This window comes from Paenibacillus hunanensis, from assembly GCF_034055775.1.
GTDB lineage: Bacteria > Bacillota > Bacilli > Paenibacillales > Paenibacillaceae > Saccharibacillus > Saccharibacillus hunanensis.
The window spans coordinates 2940628-2962222 of the sequence record NZ_CP139194.1 but is presented as its reverse complement, the minus strand read 5'-3'; the positions used below and the strand labels follow the sequence as shown (position 1 = coordinate 2962222).

The following is a 21595-nucleotide window of genomic DNA, read 5'->3' as shown; positions in this document are numbered from 1 at the left end:
GGTATTCAATCCGCTATTCTAATTCCAATTGCTAGTTAATTCGCTTAGGCGCCCCGGCGAGGGAGGAGTATTCCATGGAAGGCAACATTCTGGAGATGCGTGGCATTTCCAAAAGCTTTACAGGCGTGAAGGCGCTATCGGACGTTAACTTTAAAGTAGCCCAGGGCGAAATTCATTGCCTGATCGGTGAAAATGGTGCAGGCAAATCGACATTGATGAAGGTACTGAGCGGAGTTTATCCGTATGGCACCTATGAAGGCGATATTATTTTTGAAGGTAATGTACAGAGCTTTAACAAGATTAGCGATAGTGTGAAAACAGGCATCGCGATCATTTATCAGGAGCTGGCGTTATTCCCTGACTTGAGCGTGTATGAGAATATTTTTGCAGGTAACGAAGTGAAAAAAGGCGGCATTATCGACTGGAACGAGACGATTATTGAGGCTCGTAAAATGCTGCAAAAGGTCAAGCTGAACGTGAACCCGGAGACGCTGATCCGTGATCTCGGTGTCGGTAAGCAGCAGCTGGTCGAAATCGCCAAAGCACTCAGTAAAAACGTTAAGCTGCTCATTCTCGATGAGCCAACCGCAGCGCTCAATGAAAATGATAGCGAAAATCTGCTGGAGCTGCTTCGTGATCTGAAGGGGCAGGGCATTACGAGCATTATGATCTCGCACAAGCTAAAAGAGGTCATTTCCATTGCAGATAAAGCAACCGTCCTACGCGATGGTAAAACAATCTGTACACTGGATGCATCAAAAGGCGAGCTGTCCGAAGCGACGATTATCAAAAATATGGTAGGTCGCGATATTGAGGACATTTATCCTAAACGTCCAGATAAGAAAATCGGCGCACCGATCCTGGAAGTGAAAAACTGGAGCGCATACGATCCACAGCTTGGACGTCATGTAGCTAAAAATATCGATCTACAGGTGAAAAAAGGCGAGATCGTCGGTATTGCAGGGCTGATGGGCTCTGGACGAACTGAGCTGGCGCTGAGTATTTTCGGCAACCCGAAGAACTACAAGCTGGAGGGCGAGCTGCTCGTCGATGGCAAGCCGAAGACGTTCCGTCATACGAGTGATGCCATTCGTTCTGGTATTGCGTATGTGACGGAGGATCGTAAGGGAGACGGACTGTTTCTCATTCAGGATATTAAAAATAACGTAACTGCTGCCAATCTGAAGGGTGTATCCTCCGGTGGGCTGATCAACGAGAACGAGGAGGTTCAGGTCGCCACCGGTTACAAAAGCTCCATGTACATCAAAGCATCCTCCATCGAGCAAACGGTTGGCAATCTGAGTGGCGGCAATCAGCAAAAAGTATCGCTCGGTAAATGGCTGTTCGTCGGGCCGAAGCTGCTCATTCTGGACGAGCCGACACGGGGGATCGACGTAGGTGCTAAGTTTGAGATTTATACGATTATGAACAAGCTTATTAATGAAGGCATGAGCATTATTATGATCTCCTCTGAGCTGGGAGAGGTACTCGGCATGAGTGATCGGATCTATGTTATGGCTGAAGGACGAATCAAGGGCGAATTGCCAATTGAAGAAGCCGATCAAGAAAAAATTATGAAATTTGCAACTCAATAGGGGGATTCGCTGTGAACTTCTTAACTGAAGCTAAATCGTTGCTCAAGGTGAACATTCGCGATTACGGGATGTACATTGCATTGTTCGTTATTATGCTTACCTTCTCCATTCTGACAGACGGCTTGTTCATGTCTTCACGGAATATTAGTAATCTGCTGGATGCGACCGGATATATTGCTGTACTGGCGGTCGGTATGACACTCGTTATCGTTATTCGGCATATCGACTTATCTGTCGGTTTTGCGGCTGGTTTTATGGGTGCTATTGCAGCCATTATGTTATCCCAGCTTGGCATGCCGGTTTACCTAACCATTCCTATTATTCTTGTACTAGGTATCGTGATCGGAATGTTCAACGGTGTACTCGTTGCATCTGTGGGCATCCCCTCATTCGTATCCTCACTTGCAGCGATGTTGATCTTCCGTGGTGCGCTTTTACAAGTAACAGAGAATACCGGAACGATCATTGTCAAAGACAAAACATTTAATGCGATCGGTAATGACTATCTGCCAGCAATTTCGAATGTAGGCGGCTTGAATCTACTGTCGCTCATTATCGGTGCACTGATTATCTTGTTCTTCATTTACTCTGAATTTAGCAAACGTCATCAGAAGCTGAAATACAAGTTTGAGGTTGTATCCAAGCCGATCTTCATGATGAAACTGGTATTCGTATCCGCAATTATCGCTTATGTTACATGGATTCTTGCAGGGTATAATGGTTTCTCCTGGACGGTTGTAATCACACTGATTGTTGTTGTGATCTATCATTTCTTAACTACACGTACGGTGCTTGGTCGTCACATTTATGCAGTAGGTAGTAACCCGGAAGCTGCTCACTTGAGCGGTATTAACGTGAAGAAGATTACGTACATCGTATTCGGTTCAATGGGGATGCTGTCTGCTTTGTCCGGTATTATGTACACGGCACGTCTGCAATCGGCAACGACAACAGCAGGTACACTGTTCGAGTTAGATGCGATCGCGGCTGCTTATGTTGGTGGCGTATCCGCAGCCGGTGGTGTAGGTAAAATTACCGGTTCGATCATTGGTGCTGTTGTTATGGCATCCCTGTCAAGCGGTATGAACCTGCTTGGCGTTGGTATTTCGTATCAATATATGATTCGCGGTGCAGTATTGGCACTGGCAGTTATCTTTGACGTAATGACACGTAAGAAAAGAGGCTAAATCGGGATTAAAAAGGATGAAGCTGACCATAACAAGTAATAGAGCATGAGCAGTGATGAGCAGGAGCTACGGATGATGGATTGTCCGTAGCTCCTGTTTATTATGTAGCTTGTTATGTTATAAGCTCACGCTGAAAAAACCTGTATAATTGCTCAACTTTCCATTGAGTTGTCTCTTATTATATTTCTATAATAGAACAAGATGGGTCTGTTCCTAATAGATTCACAATCCGCGTAGTCTCAAGTCTACGAGAAAGGTGTAATGCATGAGTATACTATTAAGTGTAGAAAAGCTAAGTCACGGCTTTGGTGACCAGACTATTTTCAAGGATATATCGTTTCGGATACTCAGGGGTGAGCATGTTGGACTGATCAGTGCTAATAGTGAAAATAAGTCAATGTTCACGAATATGATTACAGGCAAGCTGAAGCCAGACGAAGGGAAGGTCGAATGGTCGAAGCGTATACGTGTCGGTTATCTCGATCAGCACGCTGTACTGGAAAAAGGTATGACCATCCGCCATATACTGAAAAGCGCATTCCAATACCTGATTGCTATAGAGCACGAAATGAATAATCTGTACAGCAAAATGGGCGATGTGGCGCCGGAGAAGCTGGAAGACCTGTTAGAGCAGGTCGGTACGATTCAGGATACATTAACGGCACAGGACTTCTACCAGATTGATGCGAAGATCGATGAGACGGCGCGTGGTCTGGGCTTGACCGATATCGGTCTGGACAAGGATGTTAATGATCTATCCGGTGAACAGCGTACCAGGGTATTACTGACCAAGCTTCTGTTAGAAAAGCCCGATATTCTGCTACTTGATGAGCCGACCCACGATTTGGACGAAGTGCATATTACATGGCTGACTCGTTATCTGCAAGAATATGAGAATGCGTTTATCCTGATCTCTCATGATATCCCATTCCTGAACAGCGTGATCAATGTCGTTTACCATATCGAAAATCAGGAATTGAATCGCTATGTCGGCGACTATAATCATTTCCTCGAAGTGTATGAAATGAAAAAGCAGCAGATGCAGGCTGCGTCCAAGCGTGAAGATCAGCGACTGACGACCGGCTAATCTAAAAGGCGATGTAGCCATCCTAGTACCAAAAGATAATAGCAATACAACAAAATACATAAACCGAAAGGAGCAAGGCATATCCATGAAATTAACCCCTTATGAAGGTGTAGATGCCTATATATTCGGCAGCAAACAAGCACACATCAACAAAGCCATTGGCAAAGCCCCGGTAGTGGAGAAAGATGACATTATGGAGGAAATTCGCGAAATTCGTGGCAATATCACCTGTACATATATCGAGAAGAAGCTAGCTGATGTGATCATCGTAAAGGAAGGCGAGCTACAGATAGGTGACATTGATATATTTAACGATGCCGATGCAGTAGCGAAGCTGGAGCAAACGTATACCGCTATCCGTAACAGTAAAAGAACCCATGTACTATTTGCCGAGCTGGGTCTGTGTCTTGGTGGGTTTACAGGTAAAAAAGTACCGGAGGGACGAATTGCGATCTGCTTTGCACGAGAGCGACTCGATTTTTATGAGATTTATCTGGAAATGTAAGCTCAGCACCTTCTTTTTACATGATTATGCTGAAAAACCTGTACAATCGCTCAACTTTCCATTGAGTTGTCTCTTATATATCTCTATAATAGGACAAGATGGGCCTGCCCCTATTGATCCGCAATCCGCGCAGACTCAAGTCCACGAGAAAAGGTGTAATGCATGAGTATATTAAATGTAGAAAAGTTAAGCCACGGCTTTGGTGACCGGGCTATTTTTAAAGATGTATCGTTCCGTTTGCTCAAGGGTGAGCATATCGGACTGATCGGTGCCAATGGTGAAGGTAAATCGACGTTTATGAACATTATCACAGGCAAGCTGCAACCGGACGAAGGTAAAGTCGAATGGTCAAAGCGTATGCGCGTTGGTTATCTGGATCAGCATGCTGTTTTAGAAAAAGGCATGACCATCCGCGATGTATTGAAAAGCGCGTTCCAATACCTGCTCGATATGGAGCAGGAAATGAATGATATGTACGGCAAAATGGGCGATGTGACGCCTGAAGAGCTGGAAGACCTGCTGGAGCAGGTTGGTACGATTCAAGATACATTAACGGCACAGGACTTTTATCTGATCGATGCGAAGATCGATGAGACAGCACGTGGTCTAGGCTTGACTGATATCGGTCTGGATAAGGATGTCAACGATCTGTCTGGTGGACAGCGTACCAAGGTACTACTCACCAAACTTCTGCTGGAAAAGCCAGATATTCTGCTGCTCGATGAGCCGACCAACTATTTGGACGAAGTGCATATTACGTGGCTGACACGTTATCTGCAAGAATATGAGAATGCGTTTATCCTGATCTCTCACGATATCCCATTCCTGAACAGCGTAATCAATATCATTTACCATATGGAAAATCAAGAACTGAATCGCTACGTTGGCGATTACGACTATTTCCAAGAAGTGTACGAAATGAAAAAGCAGCAGCTGGAGTCGGCATTCAAGCGTCAACAGCAGGAAATCTCGCAGCTTAAAGACTTTGTAGCACGTAACAAAGCAAGCGTGGCAACACGTAATATGGCGATGTCCCGTCAGAAAAAGCTCGATAAGATGGAAGTGATCGAGCTGGCACAGGAGCGTCCGAAGCCACAGTTTAACTTCAAGGTTGGACGTACAGCGGGCAAGCTTATTTTTGAAACAAAGGATCTGGTTATTGGTTATAACGATCCATTGTCCCGTCCGCTTGATCTGCGTATGGAACGCGGTCAGAAGATTGCTCTAGTCGGTGCGAACGGTATCGGTAAAACGACACTGCTGCGCAGTATTCTTGGTGAAATCCCGGCAATCTCTGGTACAGTAGAACGCGGCGAGCATCAACAGATCGGTTATTTCGAGCAGGAGATGAAGTCGGATAACTACAATTCCTGTATCGAAGAAATCTGGAACGAGTTCCCATCGTTCTCCCAATTCGAGGTACGTGCAGCACTGGCGAAGTGCGGTCTGACCACGAAGCATATCGAGAGCAAAATCGCTGTCCTGAGCGGTGGCGAAAAAGCCAAAGTGCGTCTGTGCAAGCTGATCAACAATGAGACTAATATTCTCGTACTCGATGAGCCGACCAACCACCTGGACGTGGATGCGAAGGACGAGCTGAAGCGTGCGCTGCAAGCGTACAAAGGCAGCATCCTGATGATCTCTCACGAGCCTGAATTTTATCGCGATATCGTAACGGAAACATGGAACTGCGAATCGTGGACAACGAAGGTATTTTAATTAGCTATCATCGTAACGATGATGAAATCCTGTTTAAGTGATGACTTGAACAGGATTTTCTTTTTCAAAAAATTTTGATTACGCTGTAAAAAACGTTATAATGAATAGCGTATAAATTCACAAGCAGAAAGAGAGCGGATAGTATGGGCCGTAAGTGGAATAATATCAAGGAAAAAAAAGCGAATAAAGACGCCAACACCAGCCGGATTTATGCCAAATTTGGCGTAGAAATCTATGTAGCTGCGAAAAAGGGCGAACCTGATCCCGTTTCCAACAGTGCTCTGAAAGTCGTACTTGAGCGTGCGAAAACATATAATGTACCAAAAGCGATCATCGATCGCGCGCTGGATAAAGCAAAAGGTAGCGGAGATGAGCAATACTCCGAGCTGCGTTACGAGGGCTTCGGACCGAATGGATCGATGATTATCGTTGATGCACTGACGAATAACGTAAACCGTACTGCGCCAGAAGTACGTTCTGCCTTCAATAAAAACGGCGGTAACATGGGCGTAGCCGGTTCCGTTGCTTATATGTTCGATTCGACTGCTGTTATCGGTGTCAGTGGCAAAAGTGAGGAAGAAGTGCTGGAAATTCTGATGGAAGCAGACGTAGATGCACGCGATATCGCGGAAGAGGACGAATCCGTTATCGTTTACGCAGCACCCGATCAATTCCATGCGATTCAGGAAGCATTCAAGCAAGCAGGTATCGAGGAATTCACCGTTGCCGAGCTGACCATGTTGCCACAAACATTCGTAACGTTGCCAGATGCGGATGCAGAAGCACAATTCGAGAAGCTGATCGACGCGCTCGAAGACCTTGAGGATGTACAACAGGTATACCATAACGTGGAGTTCGCCGAGTAAACTTCAGCTAGTTCAGCTAAAGTAGTGGAAGTGAACTAACCTATTACTTTACAAGCTATATGTAGCATCACTCACTTTTTGTATAGATATTTCTGTGCAAAGAGTGAGTTTTTTTACGTTGTAAAGCAAGAATTGGAAGGGATTTTGTATTAAAATAAGACATGGAACACCTGTTGCAGTGAGAATCTATCTTCAAAGGAGACATCATGGTTAAACGACTCGTTAGACTTGCGGAGCATGTATTCCGCCTGGCATTACCATATGGAGACGGTACAGTGAACAGTTATCTTTTTGAAGGTCAGCGGGGCTACACGGTTATGGACACTGGTGTTCATGATGAATTGACCCAGCGTGAATGGCTCCAGCTGCTTGAAGGCGGACTCCAAATTGAAAAAGTAATCATCACACATATGCACCCTGATCATATCGGGCTCGCTCCCTGGTTCCAGCAGGAGCTTGGCATCCCTGTGATTTGTTCTCAACATACGGTGGACTTAATGAAGCGCTACGAAGTTTATGCAAAGCAGGAGCTATCCGATGCGCATGCGCCCTATGCATTTAACCGTAAATATGATGGCCCGGAGCTATCCGAGCGACAATTTTACCGCTTTATGGGCAGCATTCAGCTAGAGCCAGATGGGGTATATCGTAATCATGATCGCATTATACTGGGCGACGAAGAATACGAAGCCCTATGGACACCCGGACATGCGCCGGATCACTATTGCTTCTGGCATCAGCCATCCGGTCTACTCATTGCTGCTGACATGATGTTCGCTGATACAGCACCCGTTGTGCCTTTCTGGATGGAGGAGGATGGTAATCCACTAAGCGATTACTTCCGTTCTCTTGACCTGATCGAATCCTATCCAGCCGAGCTCGTCCTACCCGGTCACGACCATGTTATCCATGACCTCGGTCAACGAGCTCGTGATATCCGTAACGGTCACCATTTTCGTATGCAACAAATTCTAGGTCACCTCGTCCACGGCCCAAGAACGGCTGGCGAGCTCTGTACAGACATCTACGGCTCGGATCGTCCGGTAACTCAAGAGCTGCTTGAATTCTACACTTCACTCGCAAGACTCATTTATCTGCAAGAAGAGGGCTTCGTAGAAACCGATGAGCGAGACGGGAAGGTCTATTTTCAACGGAAATAAGTAACGATTAACATATCACCTTCCTCTGCGAGATTGGACAGCCACCCCTATATCAGGTTAAGATGTTCAAGGGTCATGCTCACACGATAAACCCTAACTTACAGGAGGAACAAACATGTCCAACACATTTATCTTTGATTGGCTGGCAAGAAATCGCCAAAATATGCTGAAGCATCTGGATCGTATTCCGACAGAGCAACTGACTGTGATTCCAGAGGATTTCAATAACAACATCTACTGGCAATTCGGTCATATCGTTATGGTTGCAGATAGCATCCTGTACGGCCTGTCCGGGCAAACACGCAAGTTGCCACAAACATATGCAACCTTCTTTGCACCGAATACACGTCCATCTGACTGGCATGGTGAACCACCAGCATGGGAGGATGTACTGAGCGTATTCAATTCCCAAATTGATGAGCTGCGCGCAGCATTCCAAGGCAAGCTGAATGATCCGGTAGCCGTAGCAGATAATTTTGCTGGTGCCAAAACCATTCATGATCTGCTGGAGCTCAATCTGTCACATGAGGCTTCTCACGCAGGCATGATCAATGCAATGACTCGTTTGCTTAAACGCGCTACAGTCTAATTTGCATGTATAACTAGAAAACCCCTTTGAGCCTATCCACCAGCCCATTCCATCTAACGATGAAGGGTAACGGATCGATCAAGGGGGTTTCCTCTATAATATGCACCAATACGTATAAACAATACATATAAAGAAATGATCAATAGAAGGAACACAGGAGACGCTGTTACACAATTGTCGAATCTATAGCCGCCTTGCTTTTGTATCCATTTCAAATTGCGATTATAATAAGGGGAATAGGGGGCTTTCCCTCATATCAGTCGAAACATGAAATGGAGAAATGATATGTACAATAGCCTGGAAGAATGCCTGCTTGATCTGGAGAAAAACGGTCATCTGATTCGTGTCAAAGAAGAGGTTGATCCGCATCTGGAGATGGCTGCTATACATTTGCGTGTTTATGAAGCTGGAGGGCCAGCATTATTATTTGAAAATGTAAAAGGAACTCGTTTTCGTGCGGCGTCTAACATTTTCGGTACAATGGATCGAAGTCGCTTTATTTTCCGACATACCTGGGATTCTACACGGAATCTTATCGCACTACGCAATGATCCGATGCAGGCGCTCAAACATCCATTTGCCAATGTAAAAAATGGATTAGCTGCCTATAAAGCTCTACCGAATAAGCGTGGGAATAGCTTGCCTGTCGCTGCGGAGCAGATTCAAATCTCCGATCTGCCATTAATTCAGCACTGGCCGATGGATGGCGGTGCCTTTGTAACATTGCCACTCGTGTATAGTGAAGACCCGGACAAGCCGGGCATTATGAATGCGAATCTGGGTATGTACCGGATTCAGCTGACAGGAAATGACTATGAACTGAATCGCGAGATCGGTCTGCATTATCAGATTCATCGGGGTATCGGTGTGCATCAATCGAAGGCAAATCGAGAGGGTAAGCCGCTTAAAGTAAGCATCTTCGTGGGCGGGCCACCTGCACATACGCTGGCAGCGGTCATGCCTTTACCAGAAGGCTTGAGCGAGATGACATTCGCCGGGTTGCTGGCGGGTAGACGATTTAACTATAGCTATCTGGATGGTCATGCGATGAGCAATGATGCAGACTTTGTGATTACTGGTGAGATTTTCGCGGATGAGACAAAGCCAGAAGGGCCGTTTGGTGATCATCTTGGATATTATAGTCTGGCGCATCCATTTCCAGTATTAAAGGTTCATGGTGTGTATGCACGTCCGCGTGCGATCTGGCCATTTACAGTAGTAGGACGTCCGCCGCAGGAGGATACGGTATTTGGTGAATTGATTCACGAGCTAACCGGGGATGCGGTAAAGCAGGAGATTCCTGGCGTGAAGGAGGTTCATGCTGTCGATGCGGCTGGCGTGCATCCATTGCTATTTGCGATTGGCAGTGAGCGATATACGCCGTATCAGAAGGTGAAGCAGCCAGCTGAGATTTTGACGATTGCGAATCGCATTCTCGGTACAGGACAGGTGAGTCTTGCGAAGTATCTGTTCATTACAGCTGAGGACGGATATCCATTGGATACGCATAAAGAGGTTGAGTTTATCGGCCATATTCTGGAGCGTATGGATCTGCGCCGAGATATTCATTTCCAAACAAATACAACGATTGATACGCTGGATTATTCAGGTACAGGTCTCAATACAGGTAGTAAGGTGATTCTGGCTGCCTATGGGGACAAGCGCAGGGAGCTATGCCGCGAGGTTCCGGAAGCACTTAAAGGCTTACGTACATTACATGAGCCGCGCCTTGTAATGCCAGGTGTTATAGCCGTGCAAAGTCAACCGTTTACCGATTATGCAGCAGCACGCCAGGAGCTGGCAGATATATGCGCCAGTCTGGAAGCACGTGAAGGATTGGGCTTAGAAGGTGTACCGCTTATTATTTTATGCGATGATAGTGCGATGGTGAGCGAGACGCTGAGCAACTTCCTGTGGGTCACCTTTACTCGTAGCAATCCATCTCATGATATGTATGGTACGAATAGCAGCTATGAGTTCAAGCATTGGGGCTGCGATAATATGATTATCGATGCACGCATCAAGCCACACCAGGCGCCTCCGCTCGTACCGGATGCAGATGTGGAGCGTCGGGTTGATCGATTATTTGCAAGTGGTGGTAGCTTGAGCAGCATTAAGCTAAGCTGATCGGTAGATTATCTTATATCATCGTGTATTATGAAGAGTCTAAGCCATGGATCAAACTCCTTATAAAATATTCAGAGAATATCCAGTAAAATCGATACAAATAGCTGCCGCATCGTCGGCGGCTATTTATTTTATATGAATTAGCCGATAATAAATGAGGCATAAATGTACAAATCCATTTATAATATGGAATATATTCCTACATAAGAAAAAAATTAATATACATACATTACAGGAGGCGAAATGGAGTACAGCGAGTATGCAGGCTGATTCCATTATTCGCCGTAGAAGGCGAGCGTAAAACGAATGAATCCAAGCGATAAAGCATGTCAGGTAAAGCAGTTAGTCGAGCAGGTGAACCAGTCCTTATTACCCGAGCTGGTACTGACCAGCGCAGACCCATTAGAGCCGATCCATGTAGCAGCCTATCCTAAGCCATGGCTACTACTGGGCGCAGGAAATTATGCCGCAGTGCTTACGCATCCCGATTATCCCGGTTATGCGGTAAAGGTCTATGCAGATGGGAAGCCCGGTCTGGAAGCGGAGCGGGAGGTGTACCGTCTGCTAGGTGATCATCCATCCTATTCCACCTGTTACTATGCAGACGGCCCTGTTCTCGTACTCAAGCAACTGATGGGAACGACCATCTATGATTGCTTTAAACAGGGGGTTTTGATCCCAGAACAGGCGGTACGCGATATTGAGCAAGCGATGCATTATGCGCGTTCGGTCGGTCTTCGTCCTCATGATGTGCATGCCAAAAATATTATGCTGTATCAGGGACGTGGACTCGTGGTGGATGTGTCTGATTTTCTCAAGCAGGAGCCGTGCCGGATGTGGGATGATTTTAAAAAAGCGTATTATCGGTTATATTATCCGATCGCCTCGCGTGTGTTATTTCCGATTCCTCCATTTATGCTGGAGGGTGTGCGCAAAGGATACCAGCTCTATCGTAGACGACGGCGTAAAGCGAAGCAGCTTCCACCTCAAGTGCCGCAGGCTTAATGCTTATCTTAGTGCTTACCTTAGCGATTACGTAAGAGAAGGAGCGATGCGTAGCTCCCTGATTACGTTAGTAAGGTTCAAAAAGACATTTGTCCTGGTTGTTCTCCTGTCTCTTTTGTGTATAATGGACAAGACTGAAATGGAGGGTACAGGATGAGTGGTGTGATTTTCTCAATATTGGCAGGTGTGTTTCTTGCTTTGCAGGGCATCGTCAATTCACATACCGGTGCGTTTGTCGGTACATGGCACGCGGTTATGATTAATCAGCTTGGCGGCTTTGTGCTGGCTGCTGTGATCTGGATAAGTAGGGGCGGTGGTGGCTGGCGTCAGCTGCATGAAGTGAAGAAGCTCTACTGGTTTGGCGGAGCCTTTGCAGCGATTATTGTGTTTAGCAATATTACGGCCATGCATCATATTGGTGCTACACTGACTATCGCGGCATTATTGATCTCACAGCTATGTATGACGTTTCTTATTGATGCACGCGGCTGGTTTGATACGATCAAGCAGCGGGTTGGACGTGCACAATGGCTTGGTATTGCGCTGATGGTAGCGGGCGTTGTTCTACTGCGGTTTTATTGAGTATGGATATTACATGATGCAAGCTTTAACATAGCTGATATAAAATAGCGGAATCGCATATACGGATAGCTTTCACAAAGCAAAGCCACAGGATGATAAGCATGTACTGCTTATCCTGTGGCTTTTTTATTTTACTTTTTGTTGATTTTACTTTATTGAGGATCATCAGAATGAGTGAGAAGTATAGCTATCCCGGTATATCCACACAAAGTTACATAAAGCGTCGATGCTCGAAATCTCCGCTGAATAATTATCGAATGTACCGCGTTATTTGATCGATCTTTGTTCTTCCACTTATGCTGCTGTAGCCGCCTATGCTTTATTTTTATTCGAATCAGCCAGCGTATTACTTTTCTGCTTACGGAAGGAACGCTCGTGAAAATCGGTGATTTGTGCGAAGATGCTTTGTCCATCATCGGTGATTTGAAAGTCAGGCTGTAACGGCAACACAAGCGCTCGGTACGTTTCTGGAATCCAAATATAGTGGTGTACATACGAGGTGGGCAGGAAGCCGCATTTCTCCCAGAAAATAATCCGTTCGCGATTCTCCTGTGTATCCTCTGCTTCGGCTTCGATAATAATCGCATCAATACGATGATGCGCTATTCCCCAATCACGGAGAATGTTAAAAAATAATCGTCCTTCGCCCCGACCACGCCGATCATGGTGAATCGCCATATAGTCGATAATCATCGTCTGCTGCTGGTCACTTCTACCTAGACCCGTGAGCGCCATCGCAACAAGCTCATCCCCCTCATAACCAGCATGCAAAAAAGCGATCTTCCGATCCAGCATCTGACGAATAATCTTCTCTGGCTTGGCACCGTGTATAAATGCTTCTTCATAAATGGGCTTGATCTGCTGCCAGACTTCCTCGTCCCAGCTATCCCATGTGCGTAGTGTAAGTGTCATCGTTTCGACCTCCTGTCCTTCTATCTTAGTTCATACCCATAGCAGGAACAACTGATACGTCTGGACGTTTAAGGACATATGTCCTAGTCTCATCCCTGTGTGCTTTCGGTATAATAAAACAGGAAGATTAAAGCAGGCAGATTCGTTTGTATTCATTATGTCCTGATCGCTCAGGAACGCTGGGCATTTTCTAGACAGATTCAAGATAGAGAGCGGTGTGATCATGCAAGAGATTCAAGATCAAAAGCAGCTGCAAGCGTATTTGCAGCAATATCGGATTGAAGATGTATTTCACGAGCCATTACTGCCTCATCTCGGTCTATATCAATTTGAGCCGGGCGAAGTGTTATGTGCTCAGGGCGAGCGCTCCGAGATATTATATGTACTGGTCAAAGGCACGACCAAAACATCGCTCACCTCACCCGAAGGCAAGACACTCGTTCTCTCCTTCAAGACACCACCGGAGATGATTGGAGATATCGAATATGTGGAGCGAGTCGAACTGATGAATACCGTTGAAGCGGTAACACCAGTGGAGGTACTCGGTATTCGCTATCAATGGCTGTATCAATATGGACAGGATCACGCCCCATTTTTACGCTTCATTTTGAATATCATCACGTATAAATTTCGCGTGAAATCCGAATCGATGAGCTTCAATCTGATGTATCCTGTGGAAATACGTCTGGCAAGCTATCTATTATCGGTCACGACGTTAGAGCATAATACGCTTCTGACCGGCGACCCTGCTGACTATAATCTGACAGACATTGCGAATCTGATCGGAACGAGCTATCGCCATCTGAATCGGGTGATCAGTCAATTTAGTGAGGATGGATTGCTGGAGCGAACACGTGGCAAGCTGGTTATTTTGAATCGAGAGGGTCTGGAGAAGTTGACGGGTGCGAGGGAGATTGTATTTTAAAAAATCTGTGTCTATCTTATATGTCATGCATATAGGTCAGACTTGCTAAGCTAAATGAATCAAACCAACTATATTACCGCATAAGCGAAGGGAGCTTTTATATGTCAACTATCATCGATAAAATCGCATGGATCTATCTCAGCGAACGCAAGCTACTCTGTGTACGCTCCAAAGGCAAGGAGCTATATTATATTCCAGGTGGTAAAAGAGACCCGGGCGAAGAGGATCAGCAGACATTGATTCGCGAGGTTCAGGAGGAGCTGGGTGTAACGCTACAGCAGGAGACGATCATGCATGTCGGCACATTTGAAGCAGAAGCAGATAGCAAGGCAACTGGAACGATCGTTCGCTTGACCTGTTATACGGCTGATTATGAAGGTACTCTACAGCCAGATAGCGAGATTGAGGAGATGGCGTGGCTGAGCTATGACGATCAGGAGCAAGTGTCGATAGCGAGTCGACTGGTATTTGAACAGCTCAAGCAGCAGGAGTTACTGGATTAATATGCTGTGTAATCCTGAAGGATTGTTTTACAATCTGAGCTGATGATTGTTATGCTATTTAGCAAGAGCAAGAATAGTCATAGTAGCAATAGTAAAAATGGTGTCAACTAGTTGTTGAACGAATAATGATCGCTACTCTTCAATAAATCGGTTGACACTATGATATATCATCTATATTATAGACCCATAAAGTCTGTAATATCGGTAATAAAGGTGGCGTCTATACATGAAGTTTTCCAAAGCGACAGATTATGCGCTCCATACGATGCTGCATCTGGCTGTAGCTACACCAGATCGTCTGACTGGTGTTCAGCAGCTGGCTGAGTTTCAAGGCGTGTCTCCCACTTATCTGTCTAAAATTCTGACCAAGCTGGCAAAGGCAGGCATGGTGGAATCATCGCCGGGAGCACATGGCGGCTATCGTTTGAAGCGTAACTGGGAGCAGTTGTCCTTTCTGGATATCATTCATGCCATTGAAGGAACAGCTTCCTTGTTCGAGTGTACGCTCGATCATGGGCCGGAATGTAGGATCCAGCAGGTGATGATTCAGGCAGAGGGAACGATGGAGCACTATTTACAGCAGCAAAAGCTAGCTGATCTGGTTGCACATATGCCAGTCACTGACGAGTAGCATTAACTCGCAGTGACGGCGTGCCAATCATATGATGTACAAGCAGATTGCTGTCATAGGCGAACACGCGCTTTTTTTTGATCTTATTAAGGATATTAAGAGTCTTTAATATATGCAATTAAAATTGAGCGATCACTAATGGTATCGCCAAGGAGGAAAATAAATGATCTATGATTGTGTCATTATTGGTGGAGGACCTGCGGGTCTGAACGCTGCGCTGGTGTTAGGACGTGCGAAACGTAAGGTCGTTATCGTCGATGATGGACAGCCACGTAATCGAGTAACCCATGAATCGCATGGTTACTTAACTCGTGATCGGATCAAGCCAGCAGAATTCCGCCGTATTGCCTACGAAGAGGTGCTGTATTACCCTTCGGTAGAGCATCGCGTAGCAATAGCTGAAAAGGCGGAGCAGCTAGATAACGGGCATTTTCGGATAGAGCTCAACGATGGACAGCAGCTCACTACTCGTAAGCTACTTTTTACAACAGGAATTAAAGAAGTGCTGCCTGATATTCAAGGCGTGACCGACTGCTATGGTCAGAGCTTGTTCAATTGTCCATTCTGCGATGGCTGGGAGCAACGGGATCAGCCATTAGCGGTGATTGGTATGGAAAGTCGGATCATGCACCTGACCAAAATGGTACATACTTGGAGTCAGGATATCGTCGTATTCACGAATGGCGCTTCCGTACTGGAACCCGAGCAACAGCTAGAGCTTCAGGGAAAAGGAATTACGGTTATCACAACGCCGATCGAACAGCTAGAGCATCGGGACGGCAAGCTACAACGGGTCATTCTCTCCGATGGTGAGACGGTAGAGCGTAGCGGTGGATTCGTAATGCCACAATTCTTACCTAAAGCAACCTTCCACGATACATTAGGCTATGAACTCAATGAGCAGGGCTATATTGGAGTGGATGAGATGGGACGTACGAGTGTTGAAGGCTTGTATAGTGCAGGAGATGCAGCGTTCAAAGGCCCTTCGCAGCTTATTATCGCTGCTGCACAAGGAAGCCTGACCGGCGCTATGATTCATGGAGCATTAATGGAGGAAGAATGGAGCCTGCAATCCGTTAATCATTGAAAATAAAAAAGCAGCCGCTAGCAGAATATATCCTGCTAACGGCTGCTTTACTCCTATTAGAAATGTTCATCGCATAGCATCTAATCAGGTCTTTTATAGAAGCTACTTGCTCTCTGGTTGTACAGCAACAACAAAGCTTGCTTCATGTAGCTTATCCTTTTGATCGAAAGCACCGATGTTCAAACGTACGGTTTTCGCAGTATGATCGTAAAAAGCATATGCCCAGCCAGCGCCGTTAATTTGCTGTCCAGGTGCTGCATTTTGAGCAAGCTCTGCATTAGGCGCAACAATCCCATTATGTGAACCATCAGCATAAAACGTATCATTTTGCGCATCGCTTAGGTCAAAGTTCGCTTTGGAAAAAGCTAACGGCTCACTGCCTGCTGGTCGAAGATTTTTATAGCTATACGTTACGATAAATGCCTGCTTAGCAGGACGGTATCCATCAGCAGTATCACCGCGTAAAGACGTTTCCTGAATCGAGTTGACAGTGAATGCCCACTCGTTATTGAGCTTCCATGTCTGACCCACACCGTATACGGGAACCTTCGTCCCGGATTCATTGATGGATGGTGTATAGCCTATCGGAGTTGTTGCCTTATTGCTTGAGGTGGAAACTTTTGCATGCGTTGTAGCAGCCATAGTCGGCGTAGCTAGCATCACTGCTGTTCCTCCAATTAATAATGTAGAGCTTAGTATGGCAATGGCTGATATTGATTTGAATTTCATAATTGCTTCAATCCTTTCTTCGATCGCTAATCTGCCAAAATAATTCACAGTCACAGGCAGAGCCGCTTTTTTTTCCTCCATATGAATAAGTGTTCGCGCATAGCTACCACGTTTAGCATATCCTGCTCGGCGTACCACCTCAGCATCACATGCTAGCTCTATATCTCGATTTACTAGCGCATACATCAGCCAAACGAACGGATTGTACCAGTGCCAGCATAATGTACCTAGCAGGATCATTTTAATCAAACTGTCAAAACGGCGAATATGCACGTATTCGTGGGTTAAAATATGATCCAGCTTCTGTTCATCCGTATAATCTGTAGTTACAGGTAGCAAAATAACAGGCCGCAGTACTCCATATGTTAATGGAGAATCAATATGTGAGCTTTCCCGAATAGCTAGTGGTCGTCGCAGCGGATGTCGATCACGCCAGCGCTGAACGACATCGTGTTTTACAGCTACCGAGGACTGAAAGCGCTGATACCACTGCACATAAGCGATAACGAAATAAAGCATGCAGCCTACGGCTCCCACAATGCGAATAATGATCCATAGCGTCTCAGTGGAAAGTGGCGTCATCGGCATTGCATGCAATCCTCCGGGCCAGCTTATCGTCGGTACCGAATCGGAAGGAATAGCATGTGGATACAGAGCGGTAGACATTGGTGCTTCAGTATACATAGGTGTTGCCGAATTACCATTTGTAATAGTTGCATGAGCTACTGGATGTAGCTGATCCGCTTTCTTGCTCCCTACAAAGTTATTCCATGTGTGGTCTAAAAACGATATCCAGCTCACAGGTACTGAAATAGACACCGGGATACACAAGCGAATCCATACGATTGCCCATAGCCATAAAAAGGTCTGTCTGGGTAGTCTGTGACGAAAGATGATACGCATTAGGGCGATCATCAAGATCATACCTGTGCCTACGAGCTCCATCTGAAGCCAGTCGATCGCAATCCAATTAGTCATCCAATTCATCCACCATCTTTTTCAGACGTTCGATCTGCTCGTCCGTTAGTTCTTTTTTACCGAGTAGCGAAGCAAACAGCTTATTAGTCGAGCCGCCGAAGATACGATTAACCAGATCGACAGTACCCTTTTGTTGTACTTCTTCGCGAGACACGAGCGCATGACATACAAAATTAGGCTCGCTGCGCTCGATCGCTCCCTTTTTGATACAACGCTTGATCAATGTGTACGTTGTATTCACATTCCAGCCGTATTGTTCGGTTAGTTCATTAGCAATCTGCCGTGCAGGAGAGTCTCCCAGCTCCCATAACACATGCATTACTTTTAGCTCGGATTCCACTAAATTAAGCTTATCCATGCAGATCTCCTTTCCTGCTGCTGCGTATCGAATATGGCGAGAGCCTGACATACGATTCAGGGCAAATATCGGATGCAGCAGCATAAGACAGTTGTCTTGTACACTTTGTATACTACAGATGTCTTATGTGAAAAACAAGTTTAAAATGATGACAGTATTTTCATATTTGCAAAACATAGAATTGTACATCAGCAACGAATATTGACAGACACGAACAGGGGTTCTATGATGGAATTGCACTGTGTTAGGGTGTTGTTTGATCAGGCGGAATATAGTTTAGGTAGCCTGGCCGGAATGGAGATGTCGAGTATGAATCCAACAATCAAGCTATACAATTATCATGTATGGGCCAACAAGCTAGTATTTGAACATTTGCGTACGCTTCCTGAAGATGCCTGGAGCCGCGAAGTGAAAAGTGTCTTTCCTTCTATTCGGCAATTGTTGTCTCATATGTATGCGATGGATACGATGTGGCTAAGCGTCATGTGTGAACGTCCATTTGATGAATCCAGACAATTGATTATGAAATTAATGGACGAGACCAAGCTAGCAACGGTGCAGGAGATGGAGCAGCGCTTTGCTGAGACGGAGCTGGCATATCGCAGCTTTTTCGATGGGCATGATCTGGAAGGTAGTGTGACGGTGACGCATCCGGTTTATGGCACAACGGATACGCCGCTAAGTGAATTGGTTCAGCACGTTGTGAATCATGGTACGTATCATCGTGGTAATCTGACAGCGATGCTGCATCAGCTCGGATATAGAGGAATTCCAACGGATTATGCTTTTTATATGTATACGCCTTCTTCCTAAAAATATAGAATTGCACCTATAAATGTATACGCTCCCAATACCGTCTTGAAATAAGGCGGTATATTTTTTTGTGAAAATACTGGAACATTCATTCCGAAAAGAGTATACTGTGTTTACTACTACAGAAGGAAGGCGACGGAATGGGTAGAACGAAGGAATTTGACCATGAAGAGGTGCTTCATGCGGCTACACTTGTGTTCTGGCAAAAGGGCTACGAAGCAACTAGCATGGCAGAGCTACTACAGGCGATGAATATTAGCCGTTCCAGCATGTACGAGACATTTGTGGATAAGGAGCATCTGTATCTACAATCGATTGAGTATTACAAGCGGCTTGGTGAGGACAAACGCAGCGAGCTCACCCGGGCAAGCTCTGCTAGGGAAGGGATTCGTGCTTATTTTGCCAAGCATATTGATGGAGCGTTCAATCCATCTTCTCCACGAGGATGCTTGATCACCAATGCCATTGCCGCGCTGGATGCACCTGACGAGCAGATTCGCGATATTGTACAGAAGCGATTTGAGGATCTGGGAGAGGCATTTTATAAGTTATTGCAAAAAGGACAGGATAGCGGTGAGATTGCAGCAGATCGCGATATTCGTACCCTGTCGTATTTACTGCTCAATCTGAACCACGGTATTAATATCGCCGCCAAAGTGGATTCGGATCGCACGCATGCGGAGCAGATGGTAGAATCGGTTATCGATATGCTGTAAATCGATCGTAAAGTAACTCCTAGAAAGAGAAGCGATCATATCCAGTACAGGATGTGATTTTATTTTACGAATTTTTGGAATGATTGTTCCGAATACAAATAAGGATAGGACGTGTTCATGATGAGTAGAAAACCCCATACTGCCAATAGCTCGGCAGAGCAGTCCGCACAGCCAACGATGCCAAACTGGCTAATGATCTTTCTCGCTATTGCCTGCGGCGTGATTGTCGCTAATCTATATTATGCACAGCCACTTGTTGGCTTGATTCGCGCTGATATTGGACTATCGGCAGAAGCAGCAGGGCTTATCGTCACACTGGCACAGATTGGCTATGCGGTAGGATTGTTATTTATCGTTCCGCTTGGTGATATTGTAGAAAATCGTCGGCTTGTATTTGTATCGTTATTATTTACGGTACTGGCATTATTAATGGCCGCATGGGCAGGTCAGGCGACGATATTCCTCATCGCTTCTATGCTGATCGGTCTGGGCTCGGTAGCGGCACAGATTCTTGTACCGTATGCTTCTCATCTTGCCCCAGAGCAATCTCGTGGACGTGTGGTCGGAAATATTATGAGTGGATTATTGCTTGGTATTATGCTGGCACGTCCGTTATCCAGCTTGATTGCTGATCATCTTGGCTGGCGTGCGGTATTCTTCATTTCAGCAGCGCTAGTTATGATTCTTGCGCTCGTACTGATTCGAGCATTACCTACAAATCGCCCTGCTTCCCGTCATCGGTATCCACAGCTGATTGCTTCGATGGCGCAGCTTGTTCGGCATACACCGATTTTACGGCGCCGTGCTCTGTACCATGCTGCAATCTTCGGTACATTTAGCTTGTTTTGGACAACAGTACCGTTACTTCTGGCAGGGCCGATATTTCATTTTTCGCAGACAGGCATTGCGATCTTCGCACTGGTTGGAGTAGCAGGAGCTGCGGCTGCACCTATCGCAGGTCGGATGGCAGACCGTGGCTGGATTCGTCCAGGAACGGCAATGGCGTTTGCAGTCGTGATTATCTCCATGCTACTGCCATTACTGGCACGTGATGGCTCGATCGTAAGTGTTTTATTACTGGTGCTAGCAGCGATTTTACTCGATCTCGGAGTATCGGCGAATCTGGTGCTAGGTCAGCGTGCGATCTTTTCACTTGGCGCAGAGGTACGCAGTCGCCTGAATGGATTGTATATGGCAACCTTTTTCCTCGGTGGAGCGATTGGTTCGTCCGCAGGTACATGGGCATTTGAAGCAGGTGGATGGACGGCTGCGATTGCTCTAGGGCTGGCATTGCCGCTGCTGGCACTGGTTTACTTTGCAACAGAATTTCGTCGTAATCCGGTGGAATCGTCTGCCAAGTAAACTAGGCTGAAGTAGCATAGTGGCCGATGAGTGCTGAAAAAGGGCAACAGTCATCCGTTCAAGAATAAGCTAGTAATCAGGATGAAACTGGCGATTAGAATAAAGGTTCGTATGAATCTAATTGGATTACACTTGAGCTAAATTAGCTTGTATGAGCAG

Annotated in this window: 20 protein-coding genes and 1 pseudogene; 18 read left to right on the top strand and 3 right to left on the bottom strand. The window is 45.9% G+C overall.

All coding sequences use genetic code 11. The features are described 5' to 3' along the window. Positions 1-74: 74 nt before the first annotated feature. From SK066_RS12025 to SK066_RS11975, 11 genes and pseudogenes are all read left to right on the top strand, one after another. Positions 75-1595: a sugar ABC transporter ATP-binding protein gene (locus SK066_RS12025; protein WP_320541675.1), complete on the top strand. Its 1521-nt coding sequence runs from the start codon at positions 75-77 to the stop codon at positions 1593-1595. Positions 1596-1606: 11 nt separating this feature from the next. Next, positions 1607-2782, top strand: a complete 1176-nt coding sequence (locus tag SK066_RS12020; RefSeq protein WP_320541674.1) for a sugar ABC transporter permease — start codon at positions 1607-1609, stop codon at positions 2780-2782. 265 nt (positions 2783-3047) lie between these two features. Then, positions 3048-3857, top strand: a pseudogene (locus SK066_RS12015) (ATP-binding cassette domain-containing protein); the annotation flags it as partial. A 97-nt stretch (positions 3858-3954) separates the two neighbouring features. Beyond that, positions 3955-4374: a hypothetical protein gene (locus SK066_RS12010; protein ID WP_320541673.1), complete on the top strand. Its 420-nt coding sequence runs from the start codon at positions 3955-3957 to the stop codon at positions 4372-4374. Positions 4375-4536: 162 nt separating this feature from the next. Continuing rightward, entirely contained in the window at positions 4537-6093 is a 1557-nt protein-coding gene (locus SK066_RS12005) for an ABC-F family ATP-binding cassette domain-containing protein (RefSeq protein ID WP_188774717.1), read from the top strand. A 143-nt stretch (positions 6094-6236) separates the two neighbouring features. Continuing rightward, entirely contained in the window at positions 6237-6959 is a 723-nt protein-coding gene (locus SK066_RS12000) for a YebC/PmpR family DNA-binding transcriptional regulator (RefSeq protein WP_188774716.1), read from the top strand. 206 nt (positions 6960-7165) lie between these two features. Then, complete coding sequence (locus SK066_RS11995) at positions 7166-8119, top strand: MBL fold metallo-hydrolase (protein WP_320541672.1); 954 nt, start codon at positions 7166-7168, stop codon at positions 8117-8119. Positions 8120-8234: 115 nt separating this feature from the next. Beyond that, the gene (locus SK066_RS11990) at positions 8235-8708 is read left to right on the top strand and encodes a DinB family protein (protein WP_320541671.1); all 474 of its coding nucleotides are present in this window, start codon (positions 8235-8237) and stop codon (positions 8706-8708) included. A 285-nt stretch (positions 8709-8993) separates the two neighbouring features. Further along, complete coding sequence (locus SK066_RS11985; protein ID WP_320541670.1) at positions 8994-10835, top strand: UbiD family decarboxylase; 1842 nt, start codon at positions 8994-8996, stop codon at positions 10833-10835. A 306-nt stretch (positions 10836-11141) separates the two neighbouring features. Beyond that, positions 11142-11840, top strand: coding sequence for a protein kinase family protein (locus tag SK066_RS11980; RefSeq protein WP_320541669.1), 699 nt, complete (start codon positions 11142-11144; stop codon positions 11838-11840). A 153-nt stretch (positions 11841-11993) separates the two neighbouring features. Beyond that, a complete protein-coding gene (locus SK066_RS11975) occupies positions 11994-12422 on the top strand; it encodes a DMT family transporter (protein WP_188774711.1) in 429 nt (142 codons plus the stop codon). A gap of 312 nt (positions 12423-12734) precedes the next feature. Here the strand turns inward: SK066_RS11975 and SK066_RS11970 are convergent, their stop codons facing one another. Continuing rightward, a complete protein-coding gene (locus SK066_RS11970; protein ID WP_320541668.1) occupies positions 12735-13334 on the bottom strand; it encodes a GNAT family N-acetyltransferase in 600 nt (199 codons plus the stop codon). A gap of 223 nt (positions 13335-13557) precedes the next feature. Between SK066_RS11970 and SK066_RS11965 the strand changes: the two genes are divergently transcribed. From SK066_RS11965 to SK066_RS11950, 4 genes are all read left to right on the top strand, one after another. After that, entirely contained in the window at positions 13558-14259 is a 702-nt protein-coding gene (locus SK066_RS11965) for a Crp/Fnr family transcriptional regulator (RefSeq protein WP_320541667.1), read from the top strand. A 101-nt stretch (positions 14260-14360) separates the two neighbouring features. Further along, positions 14361-14762: an NUDIX hydrolase gene (locus SK066_RS11960; RefSeq protein WP_320541666.1), complete on the top strand. Its 402-nt coding sequence runs from the start codon at positions 14361-14363 to the stop codon at positions 14760-14762. A 226-nt stretch (positions 14763-14988) separates the two neighbouring features. Next, positions 14989-15393, top strand: a complete 405-nt coding sequence (locus SK066_RS11955) for an RrF2 family transcriptional regulator (RefSeq protein ID WP_320541665.1) — start codon at positions 14989-14991, stop codon at positions 15391-15393. Positions 15394-15556: 163 nt separating this feature from the next. Continuing rightward, positions 15557-16480: an NAD(P)/FAD-dependent oxidoreductase gene (locus SK066_RS11950; RefSeq protein WP_320541664.1), complete on the top strand. Its 924-nt coding sequence runs from the start codon at positions 15557-15559 to the stop codon at positions 16478-16480. A gap of 102 nt (positions 16481-16582) precedes the next feature. Here the strand turns inward: SK066_RS11950 and SK066_RS11945 are convergent, their stop codons facing one another. Both SK066_RS11945 and SK066_RS11940 read right to left on the bottom strand, forming a co-directional pair. Continuing rightward, complete coding sequence (locus tag SK066_RS11945) at positions 16583-18187, bottom strand: M56 family metallopeptidase (protein ID WP_320541663.1); 1605 nt, start codon at positions 18185-18187, stop codon at positions 16583-16585. Next, positions 18180-18545, bottom strand: a complete 366-nt coding sequence (locus SK066_RS11940; protein ID WP_320541662.1) for a BlaI/MecI/CopY family transcriptional regulator — start codon at positions 18543-18545, stop codon at positions 18180-18182. The genes SK066_RS11945 and SK066_RS11940 overlap by 8 nt, the downstream gene beginning before the upstream one ends. A 309-nt stretch (positions 18546-18854) precedes the next feature. On the opposite strand from SK066_RS11940, the gene SK066_RS11935 reads away from it, so the two are divergent. The 3 genes from SK066_RS11935 (at position 18855) to SK066_RS11925 (ending at position 21436) form a co-directional block, all read left to right on the top strand. Then, positions 18855-19358, top strand: a complete 504-nt coding sequence (locus SK066_RS11935; protein WP_250343083.1) for a DinB family protein — start codon at positions 18855-18857, stop codon at positions 19356-19358. Positions 19359-19498: 140 nt separating this feature from the next. Next, positions 19499-20074: a TetR/AcrR family transcriptional regulator gene (locus tag SK066_RS11930; RefSeq protein WP_320541661.1), complete on the top strand. Its 576-nt coding sequence runs from the start codon at positions 19499-19501 to the stop codon at positions 20072-20074. 117 nt (positions 20075-20191) lie between these two features. Then, positions 20192-21436 (top strand): MFS transporter, encoded by a 1245-nt coding sequence (locus SK066_RS11925; protein ID WP_320541660.1) that lies wholly within the window; start codon positions 20192-20194, stop codon positions 21434-21436. The last annotated feature ends 159 nt before the right edge of the window (positions 21437-21595 follow it).

Excerpts from the sequence above, each read along its gene's own strand:
- SK066_RS12025 (WP_320541675.1), top strand. The coding sequence starts at position 75 with ATGGAAGGCAACATTCTGGAGATGCGTGGCATTTCCAAAAGCTTTACA.
- SK066_RS12010 (WP_320541673.1), top strand. The coding sequence starts at position 3,955 with ATGAAATTAACCCCTTATGAAGGTGTAGATGCCTATATATTCGGCAGC.
- SK066_RS12005 (WP_188774717.1), top strand. The coding sequence starts at position 4,537 with ATGAGTATATTAAATGTAGAAAAGTTAAGCCACGGCTTTGGTGACCGG.
- SK066_RS12000 (WP_188774716.1), top strand. The coding sequence starts at position 6,237 with ATGGGCCGTAAGTGGAATAATATCAAGGAAAAAAAAGCGAATAAAGAC.
- SK066_RS11995 (WP_320541672.1), top strand. The coding sequence starts at position 7,166 with ATGGTTAAACGACTCGTTAGACTTGCGGAGCATGTATTCCGCCTGGCA.
- SK066_RS11990 (WP_320541671.1), top strand. The coding sequence starts at position 8,235 with ATGTCCAACACATTTATCTTTGATTGGCTGGCAAGAAATCGCCAAAAT.
- SK066_RS11985 (WP_320541670.1), top strand. The coding sequence starts at position 8,994 with ATGTACAATAGCCTGGAAGAATGCCTGCTTGATCTGGAGAAAAACGGT.
- SK066_RS11980 (WP_320541669.1), top strand. The coding sequence starts at position 11,142 with ATGAATCCAAGCGATAAAGCATGTCAGGTAAAGCAGTTAGTCGAGCAG.
- SK066_RS11975 (WP_188774711.1), top strand. The coding sequence starts at position 11,994 with ATGAGTGGTGTGATTTTCTCAATATTGGCAGGTGTGTTTCTTGCTTTG.
- SK066_RS11970 (WP_320541668.1), bottom strand. The coding sequence starts at position 13,334 with ATGACACTTACACTACGCACATGGGATAGCTGGGACGAGGAAGTCTGG.
- SK066_RS11965 (WP_320541667.1), top strand. The coding sequence starts at position 13,558 with ATGCAAGAGATTCAAGATCAAAAGCAGCTGCAAGCGTATTTGCAGCAA.
- SK066_RS11960 (WP_320541666.1), top strand. The coding sequence starts at position 14,361 with ATGTCAACTATCATCGATAAAATCGCATGGATCTATCTCAGCGAACGC.
- SK066_RS11955 (WP_320541665.1), top strand. The coding sequence starts at position 14,989 with ATGAAGTTTTCCAAAGCGACAGATTATGCGCTCCATACGATGCTGCAT.
- SK066_RS11950 (WP_320541664.1), top strand. The coding sequence starts at position 15,557 with ATGATCTATGATTGTGTCATTATTGGTGGAGGACCTGCGGGTCTGAAC.
- SK066_RS11945 (WP_320541663.1), bottom strand. The coding sequence starts at position 18,187 with ATGACTAATTGGATTGCGATCGACTGGCTTCAGATGGAGCTCGTAGGC.
- SK066_RS11940 (WP_320541662.1), bottom strand. The coding sequence starts at position 18,545 with ATGGATAAGCTTAATTTAGTGGAATCCGAGCTAAAAGTAATGCATGTG.
- SK066_RS11935 (WP_250343083.1), top strand. The coding sequence starts at position 18,855 with ATGAATCCAACAATCAAGCTATACAATTATCATGTATGGGCCAACAAG.
- SK066_RS11930 (WP_320541661.1), top strand. The coding sequence starts at position 19,499 with ATGGGTAGAACGAAGGAATTTGACCATGAAGAGGTGCTTCATGCGGCT.
- SK066_RS11925 (WP_320541660.1), top strand. The coding sequence starts at position 20,192 with ATGATGAGTAGAAAACCCCATACTGCCAATAGCTCGGCAGAGCAGTCC.